At 39.6% G+C, this 24,129-nt stretch carries 24 protein-coding genes; 10 read left to right on the top strand and 14 right to left on the bottom strand.

Going from position 1 to position 24,129, the window contains the following annotated elements; translation table 11 throughout:
* Positions 1–22 precede the first annotated feature (22 nt).
* Both R2Q78_RS00660 and R2Q78_RS00655 read left to right on the top strand, forming a co-directional pair.
* The gene (locus tag R2Q78_RS00660; protein WP_316787921.1) at positions 23–865 is read left to right on the top strand and encodes an N-acetylmuramoyl-L-alanine amidase; all 843 of its coding nucleotides are present in this window, start codon (positions 23–25) and stop codon (positions 863–865) included.
* Positions 866–1,071: 206 nt separating this feature from the next.
* Positions 1,072–2,025 (top strand): MlaD family protein, encoded by a 954-nt coding sequence (locus R2Q78_RS00655; protein WP_316787919.1) that lies wholly within the window; start codon positions 1,072–1,074, stop codon positions 2,023–2,025.
* A gap of 69 nt (positions 2,026–2,094) precedes the next feature.
* On the opposite strand, the gene R2Q78_RS00650 is transcribed toward R2Q78_RS00655, so the two are convergent.
* The 4 genes from R2Q78_RS00650 to R2Q78_RS00635 form a co-directional block, all read right to left on the bottom strand.
* Positions 2,095–3,006, bottom strand: coding sequence for a ribonuclease Z (locus tag R2Q78_RS00650; RefSeq protein WP_316787917.1), 912 nt, complete (start codon positions 3,004–3,006; stop codon positions 2,095–2,097).
* Positions 3,006–3,392, bottom strand: coding sequence for an STAS domain-containing protein (locus R2Q78_RS00645; protein ID WP_316787915.1), 387 nt, complete (start codon positions 3,390–3,392; stop codon positions 3,006–3,008). Before R2Q78_RS00645 ends, R2Q78_RS00650 begins: the two co-directional genes overlap by 1 nt.
* A 66-nt stretch (positions 3,393–3,458) precedes the next feature.
* On the bottom strand, positions 3,459–4,409 hold the full coding sequence (locus tag R2Q78_RS00640; RefSeq protein ID WP_316787913.1) for a phosphoribosylaminoimidazolesuccinocarboxamide synthase: 951 nt from the start codon (positions 4,407–4,409) through the stop codon (positions 3,459–3,461).
* Positions 4,410–4,467: 58 nt separating this feature from the next.
* Complete coding sequence (locus R2Q78_RS00635) at positions 4,468–5,433, bottom strand: PhoH family protein (protein WP_316787911.1); 966 nt, start codon at positions 5,431–5,433, stop codon at positions 4,468–4,470.
* A gap of 102 nt (positions 5,434–5,535) precedes the next feature.
* Between R2Q78_RS00635 and R2Q78_RS00630 the strand changes: the two genes are divergently transcribed.
* Positions 5,536–6,315, top strand: coding sequence for an SAM-dependent chlorinase/fluorinase (locus R2Q78_RS00630; RefSeq protein WP_316787909.1), 780 nt, complete (start codon positions 5,536–5,538; stop codon positions 6,313–6,315).
* A 58-nt stretch (positions 6,316–6,373) separates the two neighbouring features.
* On the top strand, positions 6,374–6,883 hold the full coding sequence (locus R2Q78_RS00625) for a hypothetical protein (protein WP_316787906.1): 510 nt from the start codon (positions 6,374–6,376) through the stop codon (positions 6,881–6,883).
* A gap of 140 nt (positions 6,884–7,023) precedes the next feature.
* On the opposite strand, the gene R2Q78_RS00620 is transcribed toward R2Q78_RS00625, so the two are convergent.
* From R2Q78_RS00620 to rpsO, 7 genes are all read right to left on the bottom strand, one after another.
* Entirely contained in the window at positions 7,024–8,268 is a 1,245-nt protein-coding gene (locus R2Q78_RS00620; RefSeq protein WP_316787904.1) for a DUF1015 domain-containing protein, read from the bottom strand.
* A 104-nt stretch (positions 8,269–8,372) separates the two neighbouring features.
* Positions 8,373–9,323 (bottom strand): D-2-hydroxyacid dehydrogenase, encoded by a 951-nt coding sequence (locus tag R2Q78_RS00615; RefSeq protein WP_316787901.1) that lies wholly within the window; start codon positions 9,321–9,323, stop codon positions 8,373–8,375.
* Positions 9,324–9,333: 10 nt separating this feature from the next.
* Complete coding sequence (serC, locus tag R2Q78_RS00610) at positions 9,334–10,398, bottom strand: 3-phosphoserine/phosphohydroxythreonine transaminase (RefSeq protein ID WP_316787899.1); 1,065 nt, start codon at positions 10,396–10,398, stop codon at positions 9,334–9,336.
* A gap of 50 nt (positions 10,399–10,448) precedes the next feature.
* Complete coding sequence (locus tag R2Q78_RS00605; protein WP_316787897.1) at positions 10,449–12,848, bottom strand: TonB-dependent receptor; 2,400 nt, start codon at positions 12,846–12,848, stop codon at positions 10,449–10,451.
* A gap of 8 nt (positions 12,849–12,856) precedes the next feature.
* Positions 12,857–13,528, bottom strand: a complete 672-nt coding sequence (rpe, locus tag R2Q78_RS00600) for a ribulose-phosphate 3-epimerase (protein WP_316787895.1) — start codon at positions 13,526–13,528, stop codon at positions 12,857–12,859.
* Positions 13,529–13,688: 160 nt separating this feature from the next.
* Entirely contained in the window at positions 13,689–15,839 is a 2,151-nt protein-coding gene (gene pnp, locus R2Q78_RS00595) for a polyribonucleotide nucleotidyltransferase (protein ID WP_316787894.1), read from the bottom strand.
* Positions 15,840–15,990: 151 nt separating this feature from the next.
* Complete coding sequence (rpsO, locus tag R2Q78_RS00590) at positions 15,991–16,293, bottom strand: 30S ribosomal protein S15 (protein WP_316787891.1); 303 nt, start codon at positions 16,291–16,293, stop codon at positions 15,991–15,993.
* A gap of 78 nt (positions 16,294–16,371) precedes the next feature.
* Between rpsO and R2Q78_RS00585 the strand changes: the two genes are divergently transcribed.
* Together R2Q78_RS00585 and R2Q78_RS00580 are read left to right on the top strand one after the other, a co-directional pair.
* A complete protein-coding gene (locus R2Q78_RS00585; protein ID WP_316787889.1) occupies positions 16,372–16,791 on the top strand; it encodes an acyl-CoA thioesterase in 420 nt (139 codons plus the stop codon).
* 180 nt (positions 16,792–16,971) lie between these two features.
* Entirely contained in the window at positions 16,972–18,399 is a 1,428-nt protein-coding gene (locus R2Q78_RS00580) for an MATE family efflux transporter (RefSeq protein WP_316787887.1), read from the top strand.
* Between the two features lie 44 nt (positions 18,400–18,443).
* Here the strand turns inward: R2Q78_RS00580 and R2Q78_RS00575 are convergent, their stop codons facing one another.
* Both R2Q78_RS00575 and R2Q78_RS00570 read right to left on the bottom strand, forming a co-directional pair.
* A complete protein-coding gene (locus R2Q78_RS00575; protein ID WP_316787885.1) occupies positions 18,444–18,848 on the bottom strand; it encodes a DUF983 domain-containing protein in 405 nt (134 codons plus the stop codon).
* Between the two features lie 89 nt (positions 18,849–18,937).
* The gene (locus R2Q78_RS00570) at positions 18,938–19,519 is read right to left on the bottom strand and encodes a Crp/Fnr family transcriptional regulator (RefSeq protein ID WP_316787884.1); all 582 of its coding nucleotides are present in this window, start codon (positions 19,517–19,519) and stop codon (positions 18,938–18,940) included.
* Between the two features lie 186 nt (positions 19,520–19,705).
* Between R2Q78_RS00570 and R2Q78_RS00565 the strand changes: the two genes are divergently transcribed.
* Positions 19,706–20,467, top strand: a complete 762-nt coding sequence (locus R2Q78_RS00565) for a DUF3575 domain-containing protein (RefSeq protein WP_316787882.1) — start codon at positions 19,706–19,708, stop codon at positions 20,465–20,467.
* Between the two features lie 76 nt (positions 20,468–20,543).
* Here the strand turns inward: R2Q78_RS00565 and R2Q78_RS00560 are convergent, their stop codons facing one another.
* Positions 20,544–21,530, bottom strand: a complete 987-nt coding sequence (locus R2Q78_RS00560; protein WP_316787880.1) for a D-alanine--D-alanine ligase — start codon at positions 21,528–21,530, stop codon at positions 20,544–20,546.
* A 329-nt stretch (positions 21,531–21,859) separates the two neighbouring features.
* Between R2Q78_RS00560 and R2Q78_RS00555 the strand changes: the two genes are divergently transcribed.
* Genes R2Q78_RS00555 through R2Q78_RS00545 form a run of 3 tightly spaced genes read left to right on the top strand, consistent with a single transcriptional unit; the run spans position 21,860 to position 24,128 of the window.
* Positions 21,860–22,630 (top strand): PASTA domain-containing protein, encoded by a 771-nt coding sequence (locus R2Q78_RS00555; protein ID WP_316787878.1) that lies wholly within the window; start codon positions 21,860–21,862, stop codon positions 22,628–22,630.
* 29 nt (positions 22,631–22,659) lie between these two features.
* Positions 22,660–23,718, top strand: coding sequence for an endolytic transglycosylase MltG (mltG, locus tag R2Q78_RS00550; RefSeq protein WP_316787876.1), 1,059 nt, complete (start codon positions 22,660–22,662; stop codon positions 23,716–23,718).
* 2 nt (positions 23,719–23,720) lie between these two features.
* The gene (locus R2Q78_RS00545) at positions 23,721–24,128 is read left to right on the top strand and encodes a thioesterase family protein (protein WP_316787874.1); all 408 of its coding nucleotides are present in this window, start codon (positions 23,721–23,723) and stop codon (positions 24,126–24,128) included.
* Position 24,129: the final 1 nt, after the last annotated feature.

Genomic DNA, 24,129 nt, shown 5'->3' with positions numbered 1-24,129 from the left:
ATCAACTTAATAAAACATATAAATGAGAGTGAAGAGCGCCTTATACCTGTTGCCATTTTTATTATTATTCGGTTCAAAATATACATTTTCACAGGCATATAGAGTAAAGACAATTGTTATAGATGCGGGACACGGTGGAAATAAGCCTGGAGCCAGGGGCAGCTATTCCCTCGAAAAAAACGTAGCGCTGAAGGTCGCTCTAAAGCTGGGCAAAAAATTTGAGGAAGATATGCCTGACGTGAAGATACTATACACCAGGAAAACTGACGTGGATGTAGATTTCTACAAAAGGGCTGCACTTGCCAACGACAATAAAGCAGATCTTTTTATTTCAATACACTGTAATTCCATGCCAGATAACAAAATAGTAACTTATACGAAAAACAAGGCCGGAAAAAAAGTTGCTAAATACAGTTATGTTAAAAACAAAACAACTAAAGGAACCGAGACTTTCGTAGCGGGTTCTCATAGATTAAATGAACAGGATGTAGCAATCAGAGAGAATGCGGATATTAAACTTGAGAAAAACTACAAACAAAATTATAATGGATATGATCCGAATGATCCTGAAACATTTATTATTCTATCTTTGTTTAAAAATTTGTTCCGGGATAAAAGCATGAAACTGGCAAAACTTATCCAGGACAATTATACCGACAACGATAACAGGATAGACAGAGGAGTCAAAGAACAGGGTATACTCATTTTACAAAGATGTGGTATGCCGGCTGTTTTAACAGAGATTGGCTTTATCTCCAACCCTGCTGAAGAGGAGTACATGAATTCAGAAAGTGGATCGACAGAGATTGTCAACTCTATTTTCAAAGCAGTAAAAAATTACAGAAAAGAAACCGAAACAAATTAATGAAACCTGCAGAGCAAGCTTCATTACTGTTAAAAGACAAATAACTACTAAATGAAACCTGCGGAGCAAGCTTCATTACCGTTAAAAGACAAATAACTACTAAATGAAACCTGCAGAGCAAGCTTCATTACCTTTAAAAGATAACTACTACTGAATGAAACCTGCGGAGCAAGCTTCATTACCGTTAAAAGACAAATAACTACTAAATGAAAATCGCAAACGAAACCAAAGTAGGCATATTAGCAGCCTTTTCCATTGCTCTATTGATCATTGGATACAATTTTCTAAAAGGCAATGCCATCTTTTCAAGTGAGACTGTTTTATATGCCAGGTATTCGCATGTCGATGGATTAGCAGTCTCCAAGCCTGTTCTTATAAATGGTTATCAGATTGGCCGTGTTGATCAACTACAGTTACAGCCAGATGGATCAATCCTTGCAACCCTTAAAATTAAAGGAAAGTATGAAATCCCTAAAAACAGCATAGCCAAATTAGAAAGTACAGATTTACTTGGAAGTAAAGCTATTGTAATGGCATTGGGAACCGGAAACGACTTTGCTCAAGATGGCGACACCTTAAATGCCAATGTACAAAAGGGCATTCTCGAAACCGTGCAGCCTGTACAGAAAAAAGCTGAGATGATCATCGCAAAAATGGATTCAATCCTTACGAGTGTAAACTCTATCTTAAATCCAAATTTCCAGAAAAATGTGGATAAAAGCTTTAACAGCATTGCCTCTACCCTTGCATCTCTTGAAGCGACTTCTAAAAAAGTAGATAATCTTGTTGGATCTGAAGGCTCCAGAATTTCACTAATCCTGGCAAACGTTGAAGCCATATCAAATAATCTAAAGCAAAACAATGAAAAAATTACTTCAATACTGAATAATGTAAACTCGATAACAGATCAGGTAGCGGCGGCTAATTTTAAGCAGACGATCGACAATGCCAACAAAGCTGTTGCAGATCTTCAATCCATCGTAAGTAAAATAAATGAGGGACAAGGTACTTTAGGGCTATTGGTTAATGATACCAAAATGTATGAAAACCTGAACAATGCTTCTAAAAACCTGGATAACTTAATGATAGATCTTAAAGCCAATCCTAAAAGATATGTTCACTTCTCGGTATTTGGAGGTGGCAATAAAAAAGACAAGTAAACCAAAACAACTTATATGTAAAAAGGCTTTAGAGATTTCTAAAGCCTTTTTACATGAGTCATAAAATATCTAGATCTGATAAGTAACCCCTTCTATAGCCAGCTCTGTATTTTCGAACTTAGAGAGTGCTTCCTCTAAAAGAGGCTGCAAGGTCTTGTATCTCGAGGAGAAATGACCGATAAGTAATTTCTTAGCGTTAACAATATTAGCAATCTCTGCGGCTTGTAATGCGGTGGTATGGTGAGTTTGATTGGCTCTGTCCAGCATCTCATGCAAAAAGGTAGCCTCATGATATAAAGTATCACAATCGCGGATACTTTCAAAATACCGTTCATCAAACAAAGTATCCGAGCAATAGCAATAACTCTTAGGCTCGTCAGAATCTAAAGTATAATCTATATTCATCAGTACCTGACCATTCGGCAAGGTCAGGTCTACTCCCCTTTTCAGCATCGGATAGTATTCAATAGGAATCTGCTCCTGTTCCAGTTTCTCAACAATAAGTCTGCGCAATCTTTTCTTTTGTCTGAACCTGAAACCGGTACAAGGAATTCTATGATTTAAAACAATGGTCTCAACTATCACATCATTGTTTTCAAAAATCTGCGCCGGACTATCAGCACTAATAGCAACGAATTCTATAGGATAACGAATTATCGTTTCAGAATGTTTAAACTGAAGTGTAAGTATTTCCATCAATGCCGCCGGAGCAAATATTTTTATTGGCTTAACGCGGCCATTCAAATGTAAACTTGAAAGTAAACCGATCAACCCGAAATAGTGATCCCCATGCAAATGACTAATAAATACAAAGTCTATTTTACTGGCCTTAAAACCGTATTTGATCAACTGTTGCTGAGTACCCTCACCACAATCAATCAGGTAGAATTTTTCATTGCAATTCAAAAGCTGTGCAGTAGGATTTCTATTGTATACAGGAGTAGCAGAGCTACTACCTAAAATAGTTACCTCAAACTTCATTAGCCCTTATCTACACTCCCCAATAATTCCTTTTCGATTTCTTCCATAAAGATCAGGTCAGTCGCCTCATCCAGCTTCGAAACTATTGTAAGCTGTTGATCAAGGTTTGACATCTCCAATATCTTGGCTACTACCTCATTTACCCCGATAAGGATAAAAAGTCCATTTGCCTTCTTACACAGCCTGTCTCCCACCAATAAACTGCTCAGATCCTGAGAATCATCGCATTGTTTAATAGAAGATAAATCCAAAACAATATTACAATACCCCTCTGTATTCAATAAAATGAATTCAGATTTCAATTTAGGGGTATTGTCATTTGTAAACTTAGACTCTCTAAGTTTTAAAACGACATACTTATCGTGCTTATCTACTGAAAATTTCATGATATTGATTTGTTTAGTTGATTACGAAAATACTAAATTTTACTGATTTTTTACCCCTTAACTTAATTAAGCCAGTAACTGGCTCAATGCCGACACCACATTACTTTCAATTCTGTTCAGTACGTCCGCAGCATCATTCTTCACAAATTTATCACCAGTGATCTGCTCATAAAGCTCAATGTAACGATCAGATATAGAATCTATTATATCTTTCGTCATTACTGGCACCACTTGTCCATCCTTGCCTTGAAAACCATTTTCAATCAACCACTTACGAACGAATTCCTTAGATAGTTGTTTTTGTGCCTCATTCGCATCCTGACGAGCTGCGTAACCTTCAGCATAAAAATAACGTGATGAATCAGGTGTGTGGATCTCATCAATCAGATAAATATCATCACCCACTTTACCAAACTCATATTTCGTATCAACCAATATCAATCCGCGTTCAGCAGCCATTTCGGTACCGCGTTCATACAGAGCATAGGTATATTTCTCCAGTAACGTATAGTCTGTTATTGAAACAATTCCTTTTGCCAGAATGTCTTCTCTCGAAATATCTTCATCATGTCCCACAGCAGCTTTAGTTGTAGGAGTTATAATTGGCTTAGGTAATTTATCATTTTCTTTTAATCCCTCAGGCAACGCTACACCACAAACGCTGCGTCTGCCGGCACTATATTCCCTCCAGGCATGCCCTGCCAGGTATCCTCTCACCACCATTTCAACTTTAAAAGGCTCACAAATCCGACCAATGGTCACCATTTCATCCGGTACATCAATCACCCAGTTAGGTACAATATCTTTTGTTGCCGCTAAAAACTTAGCCGCTATCTGGTTCAACACCTGCCCTTTAAAAGGAATCGCCTCTGGCAAAACGACATCAAATGCCGAAATCCTGTCCGTAACCACCATCGTCATAAACTGGTTATTGATGGTATAGACGTCACGTACTTTACCCTTGTAAAAACTTGTTTGCTTCGGAAAGCTGAAATTTGTTTCTTTTATTGCTGTCATTTTAATGCTACCTAATTAGGAACCCATAACTGTTCCAGATTTGATCTATAATATCTTTTTATTGAATATCGCCGTAGGCTTTCAATATTCGTTTTACCAATTTGTGTCTAACCACATCTTCCCCGGTTAGATAGATGATATCTATACCAGGAATACCGTCAAGGATACGAAGAGCATTATGCAATCCCGACATCTGTTTCTTAGGTAAATCTATCTGGGTTACATCTCCAGTTACGATAAACTTTGCTGACGGCCCCATACGTGTAAGGAACATTTTCAACTGAAGATCTGTCGAATTTTGAGCTTCATCCAAAATAACGAAACAATTGTCAAGCGTTCTTCCACGCATAAATGCCAGTGGAGCAATTTCAATTGTTCTGTTTTCTATATAAGTTTTGAGCTTTTCCGCAGGAATCATATCGTCAAGCGCATCATACAAAGGGCGAAGATATGGATCTACCTTTTCCTTCAAATCTCCGGGCAGGAAACCCAGACTTTCGCCTGCCTCTACCGCCGGCCTTGTCAATATGATTCTCTTGATCTCCTTATTTTTTAATGCTCTTACTGCCAGCGCTACCGCAGTATAGGTTTTTCCGGTTCCGGCAGGGCCGATTGCAAACAGTACGTCATTCTTATTAATGCTATCCACCATTCTGCGCTGATTTGCAGTTCTGGCTTTTACCATTAAACCATTCGTACCGAACACAATAACTTCACCACCCCCACCATTACTGGTTTTTTCAGGAGCATCTTCAGCGCTGGACTCAGCTTTTTTAGAAACCAAAATCGTCTCCACATCACTAGCCGTCAGAGAGCTGTATTTCTCCAGATGACCAATTAACTGGTTATATTTTTTCTCAAAACCTTTAAGCTCCTGTTCATCGCCCAGTACCTTAACTTCATTACCTCTTGCTACAACTTTCAGCTTTGGAAAAGCACTTTTAATCAGCTCGTAGTGCTCATTATTTGTGCCCCAAAATTGTACCGGATCTACCGATTCTAATGTTAATTTTAGTTCGTTCAAAATATTGTTTTTTTGATTGGAGTGTATATTTTGATATAAAAATTGAATATTTGTACGCGATTTGCCGCTTACGCAAGATTAAGAATAAATATTCAATTTTTAATGGCTATTATTACTTTAACAACAGATTTAGGTTCCAAAGATTTCTATCAGGCTGCCCTTAAGGGTAGTATCCTGAGTATCTTGCCTACAGCTAACATTGTTGACGTAACTCATGAAGTGCCATCCTTTAATATTTCGTATGCAGCATTTGTCTTAAAGAATGTATATCCATATTTCCCAAAGGGTACCGTACACCTCATTGGGATAGACTCTGTCTTCAGTGAAAACACAAAATATATTGCATTAAAATACCAGGATCATTTTTTTGTAGGTGCTGACAACGGCATCTTCTCTCTGTTGTTTGATGAGGTACCTGAAGAAATTGTTGAACTAAACATCATGCAGGATCTGAAATACCTGCATTTTCCATTAGTAGATATTTTTGTTAAAGCAGCCGTAAGTCTGGCCAAGGGTGGAAAGTTAAAAGATGTTGGCGTACCTACTGATGGAGTTGAAGAACGTATGTTGTTAAATCCTGTAATAGAACGTGATATCATTCGTGGAAGCGTCATTTATATCGATACTTTTTGCAATGTGATCACCAACATCACAAAAGACCTTTTCACAAAAATCCAGCGCAACCGTGACTTTACGCTGTATTTTAGAAAAAGCGAAACCATTACACAACTTAGCTGGCACTATAATGAAGTACCGGAAGGTGAAAAGCTTTGCCTTTTTGGAATCAGCAACCACCTCGAAATCGCCATCAATAAAGGAAAAGCAAGTGGACTTCTCGGCCTACACCTTAGCGATATTATCCGCATTGAGTTTCATCCTTAGGCTGAAAGTTAAAGCTAAGGCATGGAGTTTGCTTGCTCATTAGCAAACATTAATAAAAATGAAAAACCTGATAGTTTTATTATTTCTGCTAACTTCTTTTTCTGTTATTGCAGCGCAATCAGACACCAGCGCCTACCAAACCCAAAGATTAAAGGTAAATGCGCTATTGAAAGAAAGAAGTGTCAAATTTGGACAGTACGACCAGAGCCTGGACACTCGCACCGGGATTTTTGGATTTCAAACCAAAGATGATATCAAGAATTCTAATGAAATTCTCAGGCAAATAGTGTTAAATGATAATAATATCTTTAAAGAGCTAAAAATTCTGATGGACTACAAGGATCAGGAAATGAAACAGGCACAAAATAGTGCCAGTGAAGCAAGCAACAGGATCCAGAATTATATGGTTTCCATCAAAAAGTTACAAGATCAGAATCAGCAACTGAGCGATAAAATAGAGGGTCAGCAAGCAGGCAAAAGCATAGCCTGGTACCTCGTGATTTTACTTGCAGCGGCACTTGCTTATCTGTATTATTCATCCCGCAGAAAACTAAAAACACAGGCTTAAAATGAAGAAGCAGTTTTTCAAAATACTCTTAAAGATAAATAATCTGGTATTGCCCAGTCTTTATAAAAAAGATCCTGCAAAACTTACAAATCTCCAAAAAGCAATATTAGGGTACAGATATTGGGTACTTACCAATGCACTTAATTAAAATAACTCGTCAGGAGTCCAACTAAAAATTTAGGCTCCACCCATGTCGACTTAGGTGGCATTACTCCACTGATATCTGCCACAGCCATCACCTGCTCCACTGATGGAGCAAACAATGTAAATGCAATTGCAAAAAGTCCATTGTCTACCTTTTCCTGTAAGACCTCAACGGGAACCCTTCCTCCTTCAAAAGTGATACGGGCATCTGTACGCGGATCTTTAATACCTAAAATAGGATCTAACAAAAAATTCTGTAAGATACTTACGTCCAATACCCCTACCGGATCTCCGTCATTATAAACTTCGGCCTTTGGATTCAGCACATGCCATCTTCCATTAAAGTACATCCCTATTTCATGTAATTTCTTTGGCTTTACGGGTATATCCGAATGCTCCACAAAAAAAGATTCAGCCAGGTCTTTTATAAAATCACCTTCATTCAGTGTCCCAAGATCTCTCACCAACCGGTTAAACTCTAATACTTTTACTTCGTTGGTATTCATATATACCGTCGTAAAGTAATTGTAATCTTCCTCTCCATGATGTTTCACATTCAACGCCTGCTTTTGCACTCCCATTTTTGCCATAGATGCAATTCGGTGGTGCCCATCTGCGATGTAGACCTCTGGAATGGCTGCAAATGCCGTAACGATCTGCTTCAGATCTTTATGATCTGAAACCGACCAAACCTGATGCTTCGTGCCGTCTGCGAAAGTAAAATCCAAACAGGGCTCAACCTCAGCTATATACTTCTCAATCAGCGCATCAACAACCGCATCCGGATGATAAGTGATCAGCACGGGATTGGCATCCAAACCAGTTTGCTGAAGGTAATCTGCTAAAAGCTGCTCCCTTCTTTCAACGGTAGACTCATGCTTTTTTATCCTACCTTCAAGATAGTCACTGATATGCGTCAGCGTCCATATACCCTTCTGCACCAGATCTTCATTCACCAGCCTGTATATATAAATTGAAGGACTTTCTTCCTTAACCAAAACTTCATCCTCGACAAAATGCTCGACATTCTCGCTGATCTTTTTAAAGATAAGTTCCTGCCTTGTACCCCGCAAATATTGATGGTCCAATTCAGGATTAATCAAGTGTAGAAAACTATAATCGTTTTCTGAAGCAATAAGCTTTGCCTCGCCCATGCTGTAATTTTCAAGCGGACGCGTCACTACCAACGATTGTAAATGAACTGCAGGCTTAAGCGCGCAGAAAGGTTTTATACGAGGCATATTTGGTTAAACTAAAAGAGGTTGTTTCAGGAGCTTTGTCATTTGAACCGATAGGAATCAAAGAACAGATATACTTTCCGGAACAACCTCTTTTTAAATTCTTACTATTTATTAAAGTGCTCAATGATCAATGTAGCAAGTTCAGTTCCGATACGTTCCTGTGCTTCATTGGTAGAGGCTCCAATATGAGGGGTTAAAGATATTTTACTGTGCTGCAAAATAGCGGCATCTGGAGTAGGCTCGTTGTCGAATACATCTAAACCTGCAAAAGCAACCTTCCCGCTATCAAGCGCTTCAATAAGCGCTCCTTCATCTATAGTTCCGCCTCTTGAACAGTTGACTACACCAACACCTTTTTTCATTTTAGCAAATTCTTCTGCACCCAAAATAGGCTTGTCTGCAAAAGGAGTATGTAAACTGATGAAATCACTATTTGCGATTACCTCATCAAGTGACACCGTTTTTACTGGAATGGCCACATTTACACCACCTTGAAAGTTCAAGGTCAAGCTTCCTTCAAAAGGATATAAATCATAAGCCAAAACATTCATACCTAAACCTAATGCTACAGTAGCTGTCTCTCTTCCAATCCTTCCAAAACCAATGATTCCAATAGTTTTACCTCTTAATTCAGTTCCTTTAGCATAAGCTTTTTTTAGATTATTGAATTGGGTATTACCTTCAACAGGCATTTTTCTGTTCGCATCCTGTAAGAAACGAACACCAGTAAACAAATGACTGAATACAAGTTCTGCTACTGATAAAGAAGAAGCTGCAGGGGTATTCACAACCGCAACACCTTTACTGCGGGCATATTCAACGTCAATATTATCCATACCAACACCGCCTCTGCCAATCAACTTGATATTAGGACAGGCATCAATCAGTTCTTTACGCACTTTAGTAGCACTGCGCACAGTAATACCATCATAATTCTTTAAAGCTTCGGCTAACTTTTCCTGTGGAACTGTTTCTGTATCAACAACAAAACCAGCTTGTTCCAATAACGCTTTTCCGATAGGATCTATCCCATCGTTTGCAAGTATCTTAATCATTATCTATATTTTATTGGTGTTTTTCTGCAAAAATCTGCATTAATTCTATTAAAGCATGCACACTTGTAATCGGAAGTGCGTTGTACATAGATGCCCTGAAACCACCTACACTTCTGTGTCCTTTAATACCTTCAATTCCGTTCTCTTCAGCTAATTTCAGGAACGGTTTCTCCAGTTCAGGATTTTCCATTACGAAGCAAACATTCATTCTTGAACGGTCTTCAACAGCACACGTACCTTTAAATAGAGGGTTTCTGTCAATTTCTTTATACAAGGCATTCGCTTTAGCGATATTTTCTTTTTCAATCTCTGCAACGCCACCTTTAGATTTTAACCACCTTAAGTTTAGCATAGCTACATAGATAGAAAATACCGGAGGCGTATTGTACATAGAACCACCATCGATATGTACCTTATAGTCGAGCATTGCAGGGATTTTCCTGTCAACTTTACCAAGAATTTCATCTTTAACGATCACAATAGTCAAACCGGCCGGACCAATATTCTTCTGTGCACCTGCGTAGATCAGGTCATATTTAGAAACATCAATTACTCTGCTCATAATGTCAGATGACATATCGCACACTACAGGAACGTTAGTTTCTGGTAAGTCAAACATTTCAGTTCCATAAATGGTATTGTTGGAAGTGCAATGGAAATAAGCACTATCTTCAGGAATACTATAACCTTTTGGAATAAAGGTATAATTGTCAGCCTTCGAAGAACCTACAATATTTGCCTTACCAAAAGTAGCCACCTCTTTTATTGCTTTATTCGCCCAAACTCCTGTTTCCAGGTAGCTGGCAGTTTTACCTTCTGGCAATAGGTTCATCGGAACCATAGCAAACTGTAAGCTTGCTCCACCTTGTAATAACAAAACAGAATATCCGGAGGGCACATTTAATAATTCTTTAACCAATTTTGTGGTCTCTTCAACTACACCTTCGAATTCTGGTGTACGGTGAGAAATCTCAAGAATCGACAATCCATCTTTAAAATCTAAAACAGCCTGTGATGCTTGTTTAAATACTTCCTGAGGTAAAATGCAGGGGCCTGCGCCGAAATTGTGTCTCATTTTTATAGTTAATTTTTATGCTTGTAAATGTAACAGATTTATATCATTTATCATTTCGAATTCTTGAACTTTATGATGAATTTTAAATTTAGTTGCCTGCCAGTTAAATAATTAGGAATGGCATATTGTACGTTATCTATGTCCTTTAACCATAAATATGAAACCGTATTATTGATATTCAGCAAATTAAATACTTCCAGATAAGCAGAAAACGAACTAAAATATTTATCCAGAAATCTCGGTTTTCTCATCCCTGCATCATCTAAAAAATCTTTAGAAAAACCGACATCAACTCTTTTGTATGCAGGTATATTAAAATCAGCTGAATAGCGCTGAACCAAAGGAGCACCAACCGGCAATCTGGATCCATAAAGCATGCTTAGATGCACCTTATAAGTTGGGCTGTTCAATAGCCTGTCCTGAAAATACACGGAGAAATTTACCCTTTGATCTGTCGGTCTTTTCAAATACCCTAAACCATCATTCAATATATCCTGATTGGCCTTCATAAAAGAGACCCTGAAATACGAAAGCAGGTCCTTTACAAATTCACCACCGATACTAAAATCTGCACCATATGTATATCCCTTCGCCTCAGCGCGTGCAAGATACTTCACCCGTACATTGTCCATCATGTAGGGAATAAGTCTGTCCTGGTATTTAAAATACAGTTCCGACACAAATTTCAATCTGGTACCTAACCCGTCAAAAGCATAGTCCAGTCCGATCGAACTATTATAAGAACGTTGCGCTTGCTGTCCTTTATTTAAAATACCATTAAAATCACGGATGCTCCTGTAATCTGGTGCCTGCTGATATACCCCTGCCGTAAAACGGAATATCTTATTATTGCTTAAAGGCCGGTATGCCAGTAATAAACGTGGACTTAGCAACAACTGTCTGCTCAGGCTATTATAATTTGCCCTTACCCCCAGCAATAGCTCGGAATGGGCTGATACCCTATAACTATCCTGTGCATAAGCAGTATAATACTGAATTGCCAGCTTATTCTTTACACTGATGTTATTGTCCTGATAAAAATTCTGAATACCTCTTTCCAATATATATCCTGCAGAATCAATCAAACCGTATTCATTCAGGTTATCCTGATAATCCTTACGCTCAAATCTCAGTCCCCAGGAAAATACATGGTTTCCAAAATCCTGATCGGCTTTAATTTCGGAGCTAAAAGTATGGGATTCCAGATTGTTACGTGCATAATTGATATAACCTCCTACTCCTTTATTCGTTTTAATGGTTCCAAATCCCCCGCTCGCAAAATCATTATTTACTTCATTAAAAACATACCTGCCTTCTACATCAATCCGTTCCCTCTCAAGCGTACTAAAATAACTATTGATCCACTTAATCACCAGATTGGCCTTTGGAAAGTAACTCACTGTTGCCGCGCCCCCTGCAGTTTGATAGTCATCAATTTCCTGCCCGCTATATTCCGTATCCAGTCTCAACAATGTGCTTAACGTTCCGAATTGCGTCTCCCTGCTTTCCGGGATCAGTTTAAATATCCCACTGTTGAAATTACCCAACAGACCTAAAGTTAATTTATTGGAGAAGGTGTAGTGATAAACTACCTGAACATCCGTAAAATTCGGAGCATAACTGCCCTTCGTATCCTGCCTGTTCAATACGCTGGTATTGTTTTTATACCTAATGCCAGCAAGCAGGTAACTACTTTTATTTAAGATCCTGGAGCTAAATGCCCCTCCCTGAAGTCCAAGGTTCAATATAGCCTGACTACTATCAGGCTTATCATAACGCACATCCAGTACAGAAGACAACTTATCGCCGTAACGCGCTTCAAAACCTCCCGCAGAAAACTTTGCCCCGCTAAGCAGGTCACTATTAATAAAGCTTAAACCCTCCTGTTGACCATTTCTGATGAGTACCGGCCGACTGATTTCTACATCGTTTACATAGATCAGATTTTCATCAAAGCTCCCCCCTCTTACGCTGTATTGCGAACTCAGTTCATTATTGGTCGAAACTCCCGGCAAGGTTTTCAGGATCACTTCAAAATTTCCGGAGGCAGATGGCATTGCTGCGACATCAGAAACATTAATGATGCTACTGTTGCTGAGTTGATTTTGACGGGTGGTAATTGTAACCTGTTCCAGTTCATTGATGTTGCTGATCATACTTATGTCCTGTACAATTCGGCCTTCCTTGTCTCTTTTGATTTCCTGCAAAACAGGTTTATATCCCAAAAGGGTATATTTCAATGTGAAAAATCTTGTAGAAGAGTAAATACTATAAGCCCCGCTTTCATCAGAAATTGTAGACTGGTTCTGCCCCAGGACTGTTACAGTTACTTTGGGGAGTGGGTTTTTCAGATCATCCTTTATTACACCAGTTATTTTAATCAGTGGCTGCGCATTTACAAACGTAACCCCCAACACCAGAACCAGCAGTAATAGTCGGAGTTTGAGCATTCAGCTAATTATAAATTTACGGTAGTAGTATCCAATTCTTTCAACTCTGAAATCATCTGAGTTGGTGATTCAGCTGCAAAAACAGCATTGCCCGCCACCAGTACGTTCGCTCCTGCCTGTACCAGTTCTGCGAGGTTATGCAACCCTACCCCACCATCTACTTCGATGACAAGGCGGGGATTAATTTGCGAAGCCAGATTTCTAAGCTCCTTTACCTTATTTAGCGTATTCGGAATAAACTTTTGCCCGCCAAAACCTGGGTTTACAGACATCACCAGTACCAGATCAAGATCTGTAAGAATATCTTTCAACAGCCCGACAGGGGTATGAGGATTGATCGCGACACCAGCCTTACAGCCAGCAGCATGAATCGCCTGCACAGTTCTGTGCAAATGCGTACAAGCCTCATAATGCACAGTAATAATTGAAGCTCCTGCAGCCGCAAAACGCTCTATATACTGATCTGGATTTACAATCATCAGATGCACATCCAACGGCTTCGCTGCGTACTTCTTTATCGCCTCCATTACCGGAAAGCCAAAAGAAATATTCGGAACAAAAACACCATCCATCACATCTACATGAAACCAGTCTGCTTCACTCGAATTGATCATTTCTATATCACGCTGAAGGTTAGCAAAATCAGCAGAGAGTACAGATGGCGCAATAAGGTGTTTCATATTTAGTTGTAATTAAATTCATGAATCGCCCCGGTATAAAAAAGAGCGACACGAAGTAAAGATAAGTAAATAACCGATTTTTAACCAAAAAAAGCCCCGCAAATTGCGGGGCTTTTCTGTATAGTAAGTATCATTATACATGACACATAGTCTGCATTAATTATGCCGGCTTATTTTCAGTAGCAGCAGCTTCTGGTTTCGGCGGACGAGGCAATAAAGCTTTTCTTGAAAGTTTCATTTTACCTTGCTTGTCAATATCCAAAAGTTTCACTTCTATTTTATCACCTTCTTTAAACACACCGTCCATAGTTTCTAAACGAGTCCAGTCGATCTCAGAAATGTGAAGCAAACCATCTTTACCGGGCATGATCTCCACAAATGCACCAAACGGCATGATAGATTTCACTTTACCCTGATAAGTAGCACCGATTTCCGGCTTAGCAGCAATTGCATTGATACGGCCAACAGCAGCATCAATTGCAGCTTTATTATCAGCAAAGATCTCAACGATACCTTTGTTACCAACCTCTTCGATAGAGATAGATGCACCGGTTTCGCGTTGCATTTCCTGAATAATTTTACCGCCTGGTCCTATAACAGCACCAATGAATTCTTTATCAATGCTCAATGAAACGATACGTGGAGCATGGTCTTTGTAATCTTCACGAGGTGCAGAAATTGTTTTCTTCATCTCATTCAGGATATGCAAACGAGCCTCTTTAGCCTGATTTAAAGCGTTAGTTAACACTTCCCACTTCAAACCATTGATTTTCAGGTCCATCTGACAAGCAACTATACCTTTTTCAGTACCAGTTACTTTAAAGTCCATATCACCTAAATGATCCTCGTCACCAAGGATATCAGAAAGGATTGCATATTTACCAGTTTTCTCATCAGTGATCAATCCCATCGCAATACCCGATACCGGAGCTTTGATTTTGATACCAGCATCCATAAGCGCCAGTGTACCAGCACAAACAGTAGCCATTGATGAAGAACCGTTAGATTCCAGGATATCAGAAACGATACGGATCGTATATGGATTTTCTTCCAATCCTGGCAATACTTTCTTCAAAGAACGCATTGCTAAATTACCATGACCAATCTCACGACGGCCTGCACCTCTGTTAGGGCGAACCTCACCAGTAGAGAAACCAGGGAAATTGTAGTGCAATAAGAATTTATTGTATCCATTGATGAAAGCACCATCAATCATTTGCTCATCATCTTTAGAACCTAAAGTAACAGTAGTCAATGATTGGGTCTCACCACGTGTAAATACCGCCGAACCGTGAGCAGCAGGCAAATAACCTACTTCACTCCAGATTGGACGTACTGTACGTACATCACGACCATCTAAGCGAATTCCTTCATCCAAAACAAGGTTACGGATCGCATCGTATTGTACATCATGGAAATATTTTTTAGAAAGGAAGCCGGTTACATCATCGATATCTTCGCCCAAAGTAGCGATGAAATCCATTAAGATGGCACCAAAAGCATCACCACGCTCACCTTTGCTTGTATTGCTTTTTGCAATTGCATATACTTTATCGTAAGTAGCCGCATAAACCTGCTCTTTCAATTCAGGATTACTATCCTCATGAGAATAAGTACGTTTTACAGTTTTACCTACCAATTCAGCAAGCTCTTTCTGAGCCTGAACCTGAACCACGATTGCTTTGTGAGCAAATTCGATTGCTTCCACCATTTCGGTCTCAGAAATCTCATCACATTCACCTTCAACCATCACGATATCATTTTCAGTACCTGCTACTAAAAACTCCATATCAGCGCGTTCAAGATCGCTTACATAAGGATTGATTACAAATTTACCGTCAATTCTGGCAACACGTACTTCAGAAATAGGTCCGTTAAAAGGAATATCTGAAACCGCGATAGCAGCCGAAGCAGCTAAACCAGCTAAACAGTCAGGCATTATATTTTTATCAGAAGAGATCAAAGAGATCATCACCTGAGTATCAGAGTGATAATCTTCAGGGAACATCGGACGTAAAGCCCTGTCTACCAAACGTGAAATTAAAACTTCATAATCTGATAATCTTGCTTCACGGCGTAAGAACCCACCAGGGATACGGCCAGCGGCAGCATATTTCTCCTGATAATCTACCGATAAAGGTAAGAAATCAACACCAGCCTTAGCACCTACCGTAGAAACTACAGTTGCCAAAAGCATGGTATCACCCATTTTAACTACTACAGAACCATCAGCTTGTTTAGCCAATTTCCCTGTTTCAATTTCGATTGTTCTTCCATCGCCCAAGTCGAACGATTTTTTTATTACATTCATTTAAAAGTTGTTGTGGTGTGTTTTCCTCTTTTACACACCGGATTTATATATTGTGTATTTACTTTTCAAACTTAAACAAAACCCTTCAGATTTTATCTGTGAAATTAAAAAGCCATTCCCTAAAGAATGGCTTTCCTTGATATTATTACGATTATTTGCTGTCTTTAGCTCCGATAGGTTTGATAATGTCCCTTAGACCTAAATTTTTGATGATAGCACGATAACGCTCGATATCTTTTTTGTATAGGTAAGCCAAAATACCGCGGCGTTTACCTACTAATTTTTGTAGTGACAACTGAGTAGAGAAATCTTTACGATTTTTCTTCAAATGCTCTGTTAAGTGTGCAATGCGGTATGTGAATAACGCTACCTGACCTTCTGCAGAACCCGTGTTTGTTTCTACTTCGCCGTGTTTTTGAAAGATTTCGGCTTTCTTTTCTTTACTTAAATACATTCTTGAATGATACTAAAGTGTGTATAATTAATTAATTGGATGCAAAGATAGTGTAAGTTTCCTATTTTTGCAATACTTATGGAAAACACAGCGTACAGCATATTTGAAAGCGAATTAAAAATAAGACCTGATGACATAGACATGTTCAATCATGTCCACAACAGCAAATATTTCGACTACGTTCTTGCTGCACGTTACGACCAGATGGCAGAATTCTACAAAATGCCAATGGAGTCTTTTCTAAGCAGCGGTTTTGGCTGGGTGGTACGCACTGCGATGGTAGAATTTAAACGTCCGCTCGTACTTGGTGATGTCATTATTGTCAGAACCGGAATACTTACCATCAATGAAAAAGGATGCCGGGTCCAATTTGAGATCAAGAATAAACGTTCCGGAAAAGTAGCCTCAGATGGCTGGTTTGACTATGTCATGATTGACATCAGCACCGGAAAAGGCTGCAAAGTAAACGATGACATGATCATAGCTTACAGCATTTAGAAATACTATTTCTTTTTTCAGAAAAAGATTTATATTTGCCTACTAACCCAACCGCATTACGATGAAAGTATTTGCAGTCCGTTTGAGGTTCTAACAACCGAGGGCTCCACCTTCCCGCAAAAATTATGATGCAGCATTCTTTGCTGTACAACGGTTTATACTTTACTTTTTCATTTACTTATGTCAGAACAGAATACAGCTTCAATGGGTAAGCTATCTAGAATATTTGCACTTATAAAACAATCGCTTAAAGGCGAAGAACTCGATTTCACACAAGGAAGCATACGTAGGGCAGTGATATTACTGGCCATCCCGATGATGCTCGAAATGGCTATGGAATCCGTTTTTGCACTGGTAGATCTCTATTTCGTAGGGCATCTCCACAACAGCAGTCACGCCATCCAAACTGTAGGGTTAACCGAATCGGTACTCACCATTATTTATTCTCTTGCAATAGGAATGAGTATGGCCGCGACAGCCGTCGTTGCCAGGAGAATTGGAGAAAAAGACCCTATAGCCGCATCCAAAGCAGGCATGCAGGCTATTGTTGTGGCTGTCATTTTTAATATGGTCATCAGTATTGCTGGTTTTATTTACGCCAAAGAGATTCTATTGCTAATGGGTGCCTCTGCAGAAACAGCAGAACATGGCACAACTTTCATGCAGATCATGATGGGCGGAAGTACCATTATTGTACTTTTATTCCTGATCAATGGAATCTTCAGGGGTGCAGGTAATGCAGCCATAGCCATGAAAAGCTTATGGATAGCCAATATAGCCAACATCATTTTATGTCCGGTACTGATCAACGGCCTTGGCCCTATACCGGCATTTGGACTAACAGGCGCTGCAATGGCAACTTCAATAGGTCGCGGATTGGGCGTTTGTTACCAGGTTTATCATTTGATCAGCGGAAAGAGCCTGCTAAAAGTCAAACTGGCTTACTTCAGCCCACATTGGGAACAGATCAAGGCCTTGTTAAAAATTGCAACACCCGGAATTTTCCAGTTTGTGATCGCATCATGCAGCTGGATCTTCCTGGCCAAGCTTGTTGCCACTACAGGTGGCGATCACGGATCAGCAGGATACCAGACAGCGCTGAGACTGATGATGTTCTTTATGTTACCGGCCTGGGGAATGAGCAATGCCGCAGCTACGCTTGTGGGACAAAACCTCGGTGCAAAACACCTGGAAAGAGCCGAGCAATCGGTCATGAAGACCATTAAATACGTAGCGATTTATATGGCAACAGTAATGGCCATTACTTTCCTCTTATCCCGGTACTTCATTGCATTCTTCAGTAATGATCCGCTGATACAGGAAGTAGCTACCAAAGCGCTGCACATCATGAGCATAGGATATATATTATATGGTATAGGAATGGTACTCATGAGCACATTTAATGGTGCCGGAGATACATGGACACCCACCTGGGTCAATTTCTTTGGCTTCTGGTTGTTCCAGATTCCCCTGGCCTACTTACTGGCTAAATTCCTCGATATGGGACCAACCGGCGTATTCATTGCCATTCCTGTTGCCGAAACTGCAATTGCAGCGGCCAGTTACCTCCTCTTTAAACGGGGTAAATGGAAGACCATAAAAGTCTGATCATAAAAAGGAGCCTGACCAGGCTCCTTTTTTATATGTTCTCATCAGGCCGCTTTCTTTTCTGAAAGCTCAGGCACAAATCTCAATCCGGGCGTCAGCCAGTGTAACAGAAAAACGCGTGAATAACGGTAGTTTAGCGGAGCAAACAAAAATACACCGACTAATATAATCGCAACATAGATCCAAAGGTTTTCATAAGTAAGCGCAACGCCTAAAACATAAGCTGCAACACTGATACTAATCATTTCAGCCACATTCATAGCATAACTGATAAACATCGCTACATAGAAAAAACCCGGCTCTCTTTCAAACCGAAGATGGCAATAAGAACAGTATTCATTAGTGACCTGCCCTTTAAATGAAAACATCTTGCCTGAAAAAATAGGGCCTTTTCTGCATCTTGGACATTTACATTCAACTACAGCTTGTAATTTTGATGGAGTATTCATAAACATTCTATTGTTATAAAATCCCCTCTTGGATTTTATAACACAAAATTACGAAGGATCATTTTCAAATTTTATGATCCAGATCATACTTATAATTTAATGATCTTACCCCTATGTAGTTTGAATTCATTTTGATCAGAAAGCTTTTTTACCACACGGATGACAGTTTCCACCCTCAATCCACTCATATCGGCCAACTGCTGCCTTGTCACTTTCAGTTCCTGCCCGCTTTCCACTTCCTTCAAAAGGTATGTGATCAATGTCCTTACCCTGTGCTCAGCTTGTTCATTGGCCAGCTCTTCAAGCATCATCGCTTTATAAAACAGCCTGTTGCTTAAAGTTTTGATCAGTTTCATACTGAAGTCGCTGCGATCTTCCAAAAGCTTAAAGAAATCAGTCTTTCCTACCGGGATAATTTCCGAATCCTGAGTAGCAATGGTATAAGCGAGGTAAGGTTTATCCAGCAACAACGCCGGTTCTCCAAAATACTCATTGGTTTTAAAAATGCCCTGAATAAATTCTTTGCCTTCATTATTTACTGTCACCATTTTTACCTTACCGCTTTTTATAAAATAAACTGCCCTCGGATGTGCGTCAGGTTCGTAAATAACCTCCCCTTTTTTATAAGTGACCACTTTAAAATGATTGTCCAGTAAATATTTGATCGTCATAAGTTCAGCCGCACTTTTAAATTCATGTAATAATAACGCAAACCGGCATGATTTTCAAATCATATTTCATCAGCAAAGTAAAAAAACACCAAACAAACAGACGAAAAATACCTGTATACGGGTATTTCTTTTGATTGTGGGTTTTATATAACTTTGACGCAATTAAACGATAACTCAAAGTAAATTATGACAAAAAATTCTACTAAAACTTTTTTAATCTTAAGTCTGATGGCCATTTTAGGCTCAGCCAGTATTTCACAAGCTCAGGAAAAATCTGCAGACGGAATTGAAAACAGAAACCTTGTTAAATGGAACGTAGGTGCTTTATTATTGAAGAACTTTTCATTTCAGTATGAACGTGCGATCAGCAAAAAGATTTCCGTTGCCGGTGGCATCAGGTTTGCACCTAAATCAGGCGCACCTTTTAAATCCAAATTAGAAGACCTGATCGACGACCCTGAAACATGGGAAAGCATCAAAGATTTCAAGACTGGCAACTTTGCTTTCACTCCGGAAGTTAGGTTTTACCTTGGCAAACAGGTATTTCAAGGATTTTACGTAGCTCCTTTTGTGAGGTATTCTACTTATTCAGCAGAGGTTCCTTTTGGTTACGACACAGACAACGGTAGAGAAACCATTGAAATGAGTGGCGATGTTACTGCCCTTACCGCAGGTTTGTTATTTGGCGCACAATGGAAGCTGAGCAAACAAATTCATCTTGACTGGTGGATCTTAGGCCCTAACTACGGTACTTCTTCTGGTAACATTCTTGGCAAAAAAAGCTTAAACGATAATGAGCAGAGAGATTTACTTGACGCCCTGGAAGACCTTGATGACCTTCCATTGGTAAAAACAAAATATACTGTAGACGGCAATGGCGCAAAAGTAGATTTTGATGGCCCATGGGCTGGTGTAAGAGCTGGCTTAAGCGTTGGTTTCAGGTTCTAAACCTTTATGCTTTAAACATAAAAAAGGAGCATTGCAAAATCGCAATGCTCCTTTTTTATATCACAAACCAGTACACCTACCCTATCGTTTCTCTGATAAGCTTCGTATAAAAGTCATTTAGTTTCATGTCCATTGCTGCTACCTGCTGTGGAATAAAGCTGGTCGCCGTTTGTCCCGGAATTGTATTGATCTCAATAAAGTAGAAATCACCTTCATCCCCACTCAGGATAAAATCGATCCGCACCACACCACGACAGTTTAGTTTCACATAAACCGCTTCTGCTATTTTAGCCACTTTTTCACGCGTTTCCGCCCGTATAGGAGCAGGTGTAGTTTCTGTAGCTACCCCTGGAGTATACTTGGCTTCAAAATCAAAAAACTCCTTGGCAGTTTCCACTTCAGTGATCGGCAATACTGTTACTTTTCCATCCAGTTTCACCACTCCCACCGTAAACTCTCTTCCAGATATAAATTCTTCAATCAGGATCTGACTATCTTCATTAAAAGCCTTGTCTATCGCAGCCTGAAGGTCATCAGCATGGTTCACTTTACTCATTCCGATGCTGCTTCCTCCATTGTTGGGCTTTACAAAGTAAGGTACCTTAAGGTCCTTCTTTAGCTGATCAGTACTGTATGGAATGCTATTGAATATTTGCGCAGACTTGGCCACATGAAGATTTGCTATATCCTGCACTATTGCTTTCGTATACCCCTTATTCATGGTAATTGCGGATGTAAGGGCATCGCAGGTCGTGTATGGCAAGTTCAGCATATCAAAATACCCCTGCAATTTACCATCCTCACCAGGCGAACCATGAATGGCTATAAATACACCATCAAACTTTATTTTTTTCCCATTGAGGGTCAAAGAAAAATCATTCCTGTCCACTTCTATTTTCACAGAATCCGCTGGCTCATAAAACCAGCCCTGCTGTGTAAGCATGATCTTATACACATCAAATTTATCTGGGTCTAAGTTCTGAGCTATTGTTGCCGCACTTTTAACCGACACTACCCATTCTCCAGTGGTTCCTCCAGTTAGTAATGCTATTGTTTTTTTCATCTTTTTCTTCTTTTAATTTCTAATATAAAGCGTTTCACTACCCTCTCCTGTAACCTCTGCTCAGCATACATAAACACCCGTCATGCCGGCGAAGGCCGGTATCCCGCAGTAGAAAAGCTAACTTGGCGGCACTACACGCTGAAATAAGTTTGCTTCGCAGCTTCTCGGAGGTCAGAATGACGATCGCCAGAGCAAAACAATCATTCGAGACACCAGTACCTAAGTACGTTCAAAAATATAAATTACTTAGTTCAGATGTTATTTTAATTCTGATAAAATATATTTTTAATCTAAATTTGGGCGATATACCTAGAGAACAGAAAAAAGCAATGGGCAAATTCATATCATATCTAAAAACAAAATCTTTCAGAAACAATTTATTAGCCGCTGCGATCACTGTTGCTGTACTCTTGTTTATTGCATTCTTTAGCCTGAGGTATTATACCAAACATGGCCAGGGACTAAATGTACCGGCCCTAAAAGGGATGTCATTCACACAGGCAGTGAGCAAGCTGGAAGATCTGGGTTTAAGGTACGAGGTAGATTCTGTTTATATAATGGATTCTCCTCCGGGAACAGTGATCGACCAGGATCCTAATGCTAATACCTTTGTAAAAGACAACAGGACCATCTACCTGACCGTAAGTATGAATACCGCTCCGGATGTGAAATTCCCTGATGTCGAGTTGAAATCACTGAGACAGGCGCAGGCGATCATAGAAAGTTTTGGCTTAAAGCTTGGCGATACCACTTACAAACCTGACATCAGCAGAGATGTGGTATTGATGGCTTCATTTGGTGGCCAGCCTATAAAATCAGGTCAACTAGTCCGTAAAGGATCCAGGATAGACTTCCTGCTTGGAGATGGCAAGGGCAATGAAGAAGTGGACATCCCATCATTAATTGGGCTGACCAAAGACGAGGCTTTGTTTGCTTTAAGAAACGGCGCCATGCTGAATCTGGGCACAGTCACTTACGAAGGCACCATTACCGATACTGCAAATGCCGTTGTTGTAAAACAGGACCCTTTCGTCACAGACTCAGTAACCAAAGTAAAACAGGGAACACCGGTTAACATTACTTTATCTAACAAAAAATAATCTACACAATCATTCCAGATAAAATTATCATGATCCCAAACGAAGAAAAGAAAGGCTTAAAACCAGTTACAAAAGCAATACTGGCCATACTACTTGTTGTGTTGGTTATAGGTGGCTATTATGGTTTAAAATTTTATAAGGTTTATTTTGCGCCCAATATCACTGGTAATGAAAAATATCTTTACGTGAGAACAGGTTATACACTTGATGATGTATTTAAGGAACTTAAACATAAGGATATCCTGACCGACGTTGGATCTTTCAGCCAGGCCGCCGCCAAGATGGAACTGGCAAGGTCATTAAAACCCGGTCGTTACAAAGTATCCAAAGGAATGAACAACCGCAGTCTGATCAATATGTTGAAAGCGGGTAATCAGGATCCTGTGAAACTAAAATTCCAAAACATCAGAAAGAAAGAAAATTTTGCAGGTTATCTGTCCAGAAACCTCGAACCGGATTCCCTGGCTTTTATTAGTCTGCTGGATTCTGCATCACTGATTGAAAAATATGGGTTCAACAAAGACAACATCTATACTTTGTTCATTCCCAATACTTACGAAATGTACTGGAATATTACTCCTGCTGAGTTCTTCGACAAAATGCATGCTGAGTACGATAAGTTCTGGAATGCAGAACGCAAACAAAAGGCTGCTGCACTAAACCTTAGTCCTGTTCAGGTTGCTATCCTGGCTTCTATTGTCGATTCTGAAGCACTATACGATAAGGAAATGCCCATTATAGCCGGTCTGTACCTGAACCGCCTCAATAAAGGAATCTTGTTACAGGCAGATCCTACGGTGATTTATGCAAATGATGATTTCACGGTAAAACGTGTAACCAATGCCCTACTACAGGTTCAGTCGAGGTATAATACCTATAAATACGCTGGTCTTCCTCCGGGACCGATCATGATGCCTAGCATCAATGCCATTGATGCCGTACTAAACAGAGACCAGAACAATTACATTTATATGTGTGCCAAGGAGGATTTCTCCGGCTATCACAATTTTGCGGTTACAGTGCAGGAGCATGAAAAAAATGCAAAGAAATACAGGGACGCACTGAACAAACGTAACATCTATAAATAAACATGTATACACACAGCTGCAAAATAAGGGTTAGGTACGGCGAAACGGATCAAATGGGTTATGTATATTACGGCAACTATGCGGAATATTATGAAGTAGGCCGTGTAGAGATGCTGAGAAGTTTAGGCATGGATTATGTTGGTATGGAAAACAGCGGAGTAATGATGCCTGTTTTGGAGCTAAACTGTAAATACATCAAACCGGCATTATACGACCAGGAACTGACCATTAAAACAACCATAGAAAACCTGCCGGGTGTACGGATTCATTTCAAATACGAAGTGTTTAATCCGGCTGAAGAGCTGATCAATATTGGTTCCACTACATTGGTATTTGTAGACATGGAAAAGAACAAGCCTTGCCAGCCTCCGCAAAACTTTATGGACAGACTAAAAGTACATTTTAACTAAA

The organism is Pedobacter frigoris (assembly GCF_032678645.1).
Classification (GTDB): domain Bacteria; phylum Bacteroidota; class Bacteroidia; order Sphingobacteriales; family Sphingobacteriaceae; genus Pedobacter; species Pedobacter frigoris_A.
This window is presented reverse-complemented; position numbering and strand designations above follow the sequence as displayed.

Bases quoted from the DNA above. Each gene is read 5' to 3' on its own strand.
- R2Q78_RS00660 (WP_316787921.1), top strand. From the start codon at position 23: ATGAGAGTGAAGAGCGCCTTATACCTGTTGCCATTTTTATTATTATTC.
- R2Q78_RS00655 (WP_316787919.1), top strand. From the start codon at position 1,072: ATGAAAATCGCAAACGAAACCAAAGTAGGCATATTAGCAGCCTTTTCC.
- R2Q78_RS00650 (WP_316787917.1), bottom strand. From the start codon at position 3,006: ATGAAGTTTGAGGTAACTATTTTAGGTAGTAGCTCTGCTACTCCTGTA.
- R2Q78_RS00645 (WP_316787915.1), bottom strand. From the start codon at position 3,392: ATGAAATTTTCAGTAGATAAGCACGATAAGTATGTCGTTTTAAAACTT.
- R2Q78_RS00640 (WP_316787913.1), bottom strand. From the start codon at position 4,409: ATGACAGCAATAAAAGAAACAAATTTCAGCTTTCCGAAGCAAACAAGT.
- R2Q78_RS00630 (WP_316787909.1), top strand. From the start codon at position 5,536: ATGGCTATTATTACTTTAACAACAGATTTAGGTTCCAAAGATTTCTAT.
- R2Q78_RS00625 (WP_316787906.1), top strand. From the start codon at position 6,374: ATGAAAAACCTGATAGTTTTATTATTTCTGCTAACTTCTTTTTCTGTT.
- R2Q78_RS00620 (WP_316787904.1), bottom strand. From the start codon at position 8,268: ATGCCTCGTATAAAACCTTTCTGCGCGCTTAAGCCTGCAGTTCATTTA.
- R2Q78_RS00615 (WP_316787901.1), bottom strand. From the start codon at position 9,323: ATGATTAAGATACTTGCAAACGATGGGATAGATCCTATCGGAAAAGCG.
- serC (WP_316787899.1), bottom strand. From the start codon at position 10,398: ATGAGACACAATTTCGGCGCAGGCCCCTGCATTTTACCTCAGGAAGTA.
- R2Q78_RS00605 (WP_316787897.1), bottom strand. From the start codon at position 12,848: ATGCTCAAACTCCGACTATTACTGCTGGTTCTGGTGTTGGGGGTTACG.
- rpe (WP_316787895.1), bottom strand. From the start codon at position 13,528: ATGAAACACCTTATTGCGCCATCTGTACTCTCTGCTGATTTTGCTAAC.
- pnp (WP_316787894.1), bottom strand. From the start codon at position 15,839: ATGAATGTAATAAAAAAATCGTTCGACTTGGGCGATGGAAGAACAATC.
- rpsO (WP_316787891.1), bottom strand. From the start codon at position 16,293: ATGTATTTAAGTAAAGAAAAGAAAGCCGAAATCTTTCAAAAACACGGC.
- R2Q78_RS00585 (WP_316787889.1), top strand. From the start codon at position 16,372: ATGGAAAACACAGCGTACAGCATATTTGAAAGCGAATTAAAAATAAGA.
- R2Q78_RS00580 (WP_316787887.1), top strand. From the start codon at position 16,972: ATGTCAGAACAGAATACAGCTTCAATGGGTAAGCTATCTAGAATATTT.
- R2Q78_RS00575 (WP_316787885.1), bottom strand. From the start codon at position 18,848: ATGAATACTCCATCAAAATTACAAGCTGTAGTTGAATGTAAATGTCCA.
- R2Q78_RS00570 (WP_316787884.1), bottom strand. From the start codon at position 19,519: ATGACGATCAAATATTTACTGGACAATCATTTTAAAGTGGTCACTTAT.
- R2Q78_RS00565 (WP_316787882.1), top strand. From the start codon at position 19,706: ATGACAAAAAATTCTACTAAAACTTTTTTAATCTTAAGTCTGATGGCC.
- R2Q78_RS00560 (WP_316787880.1), bottom strand. From the start codon at position 21,530: ATGAAAAAAACAATAGCATTACTAACTGGAGGAACCACTGGAGAATGG.
- R2Q78_RS00555 (WP_316787878.1), top strand. From the start codon at position 21,860: ATGGGCAAATTCATATCATATCTAAAAACAAAATCTTTCAGAAACAAT.
- mltG (WP_316787876.1), top strand. From the start codon at position 22,660: ATGATCCCAAACGAAGAAAAGAAAGGCTTAAAACCAGTTACAAAAGCA.
- R2Q78_RS00545 (WP_316787874.1), top strand. From the start codon at position 23,721: ATGTATACACACAGCTGCAAAATAAGGGTTAGGTACGGCGAAACGGAT.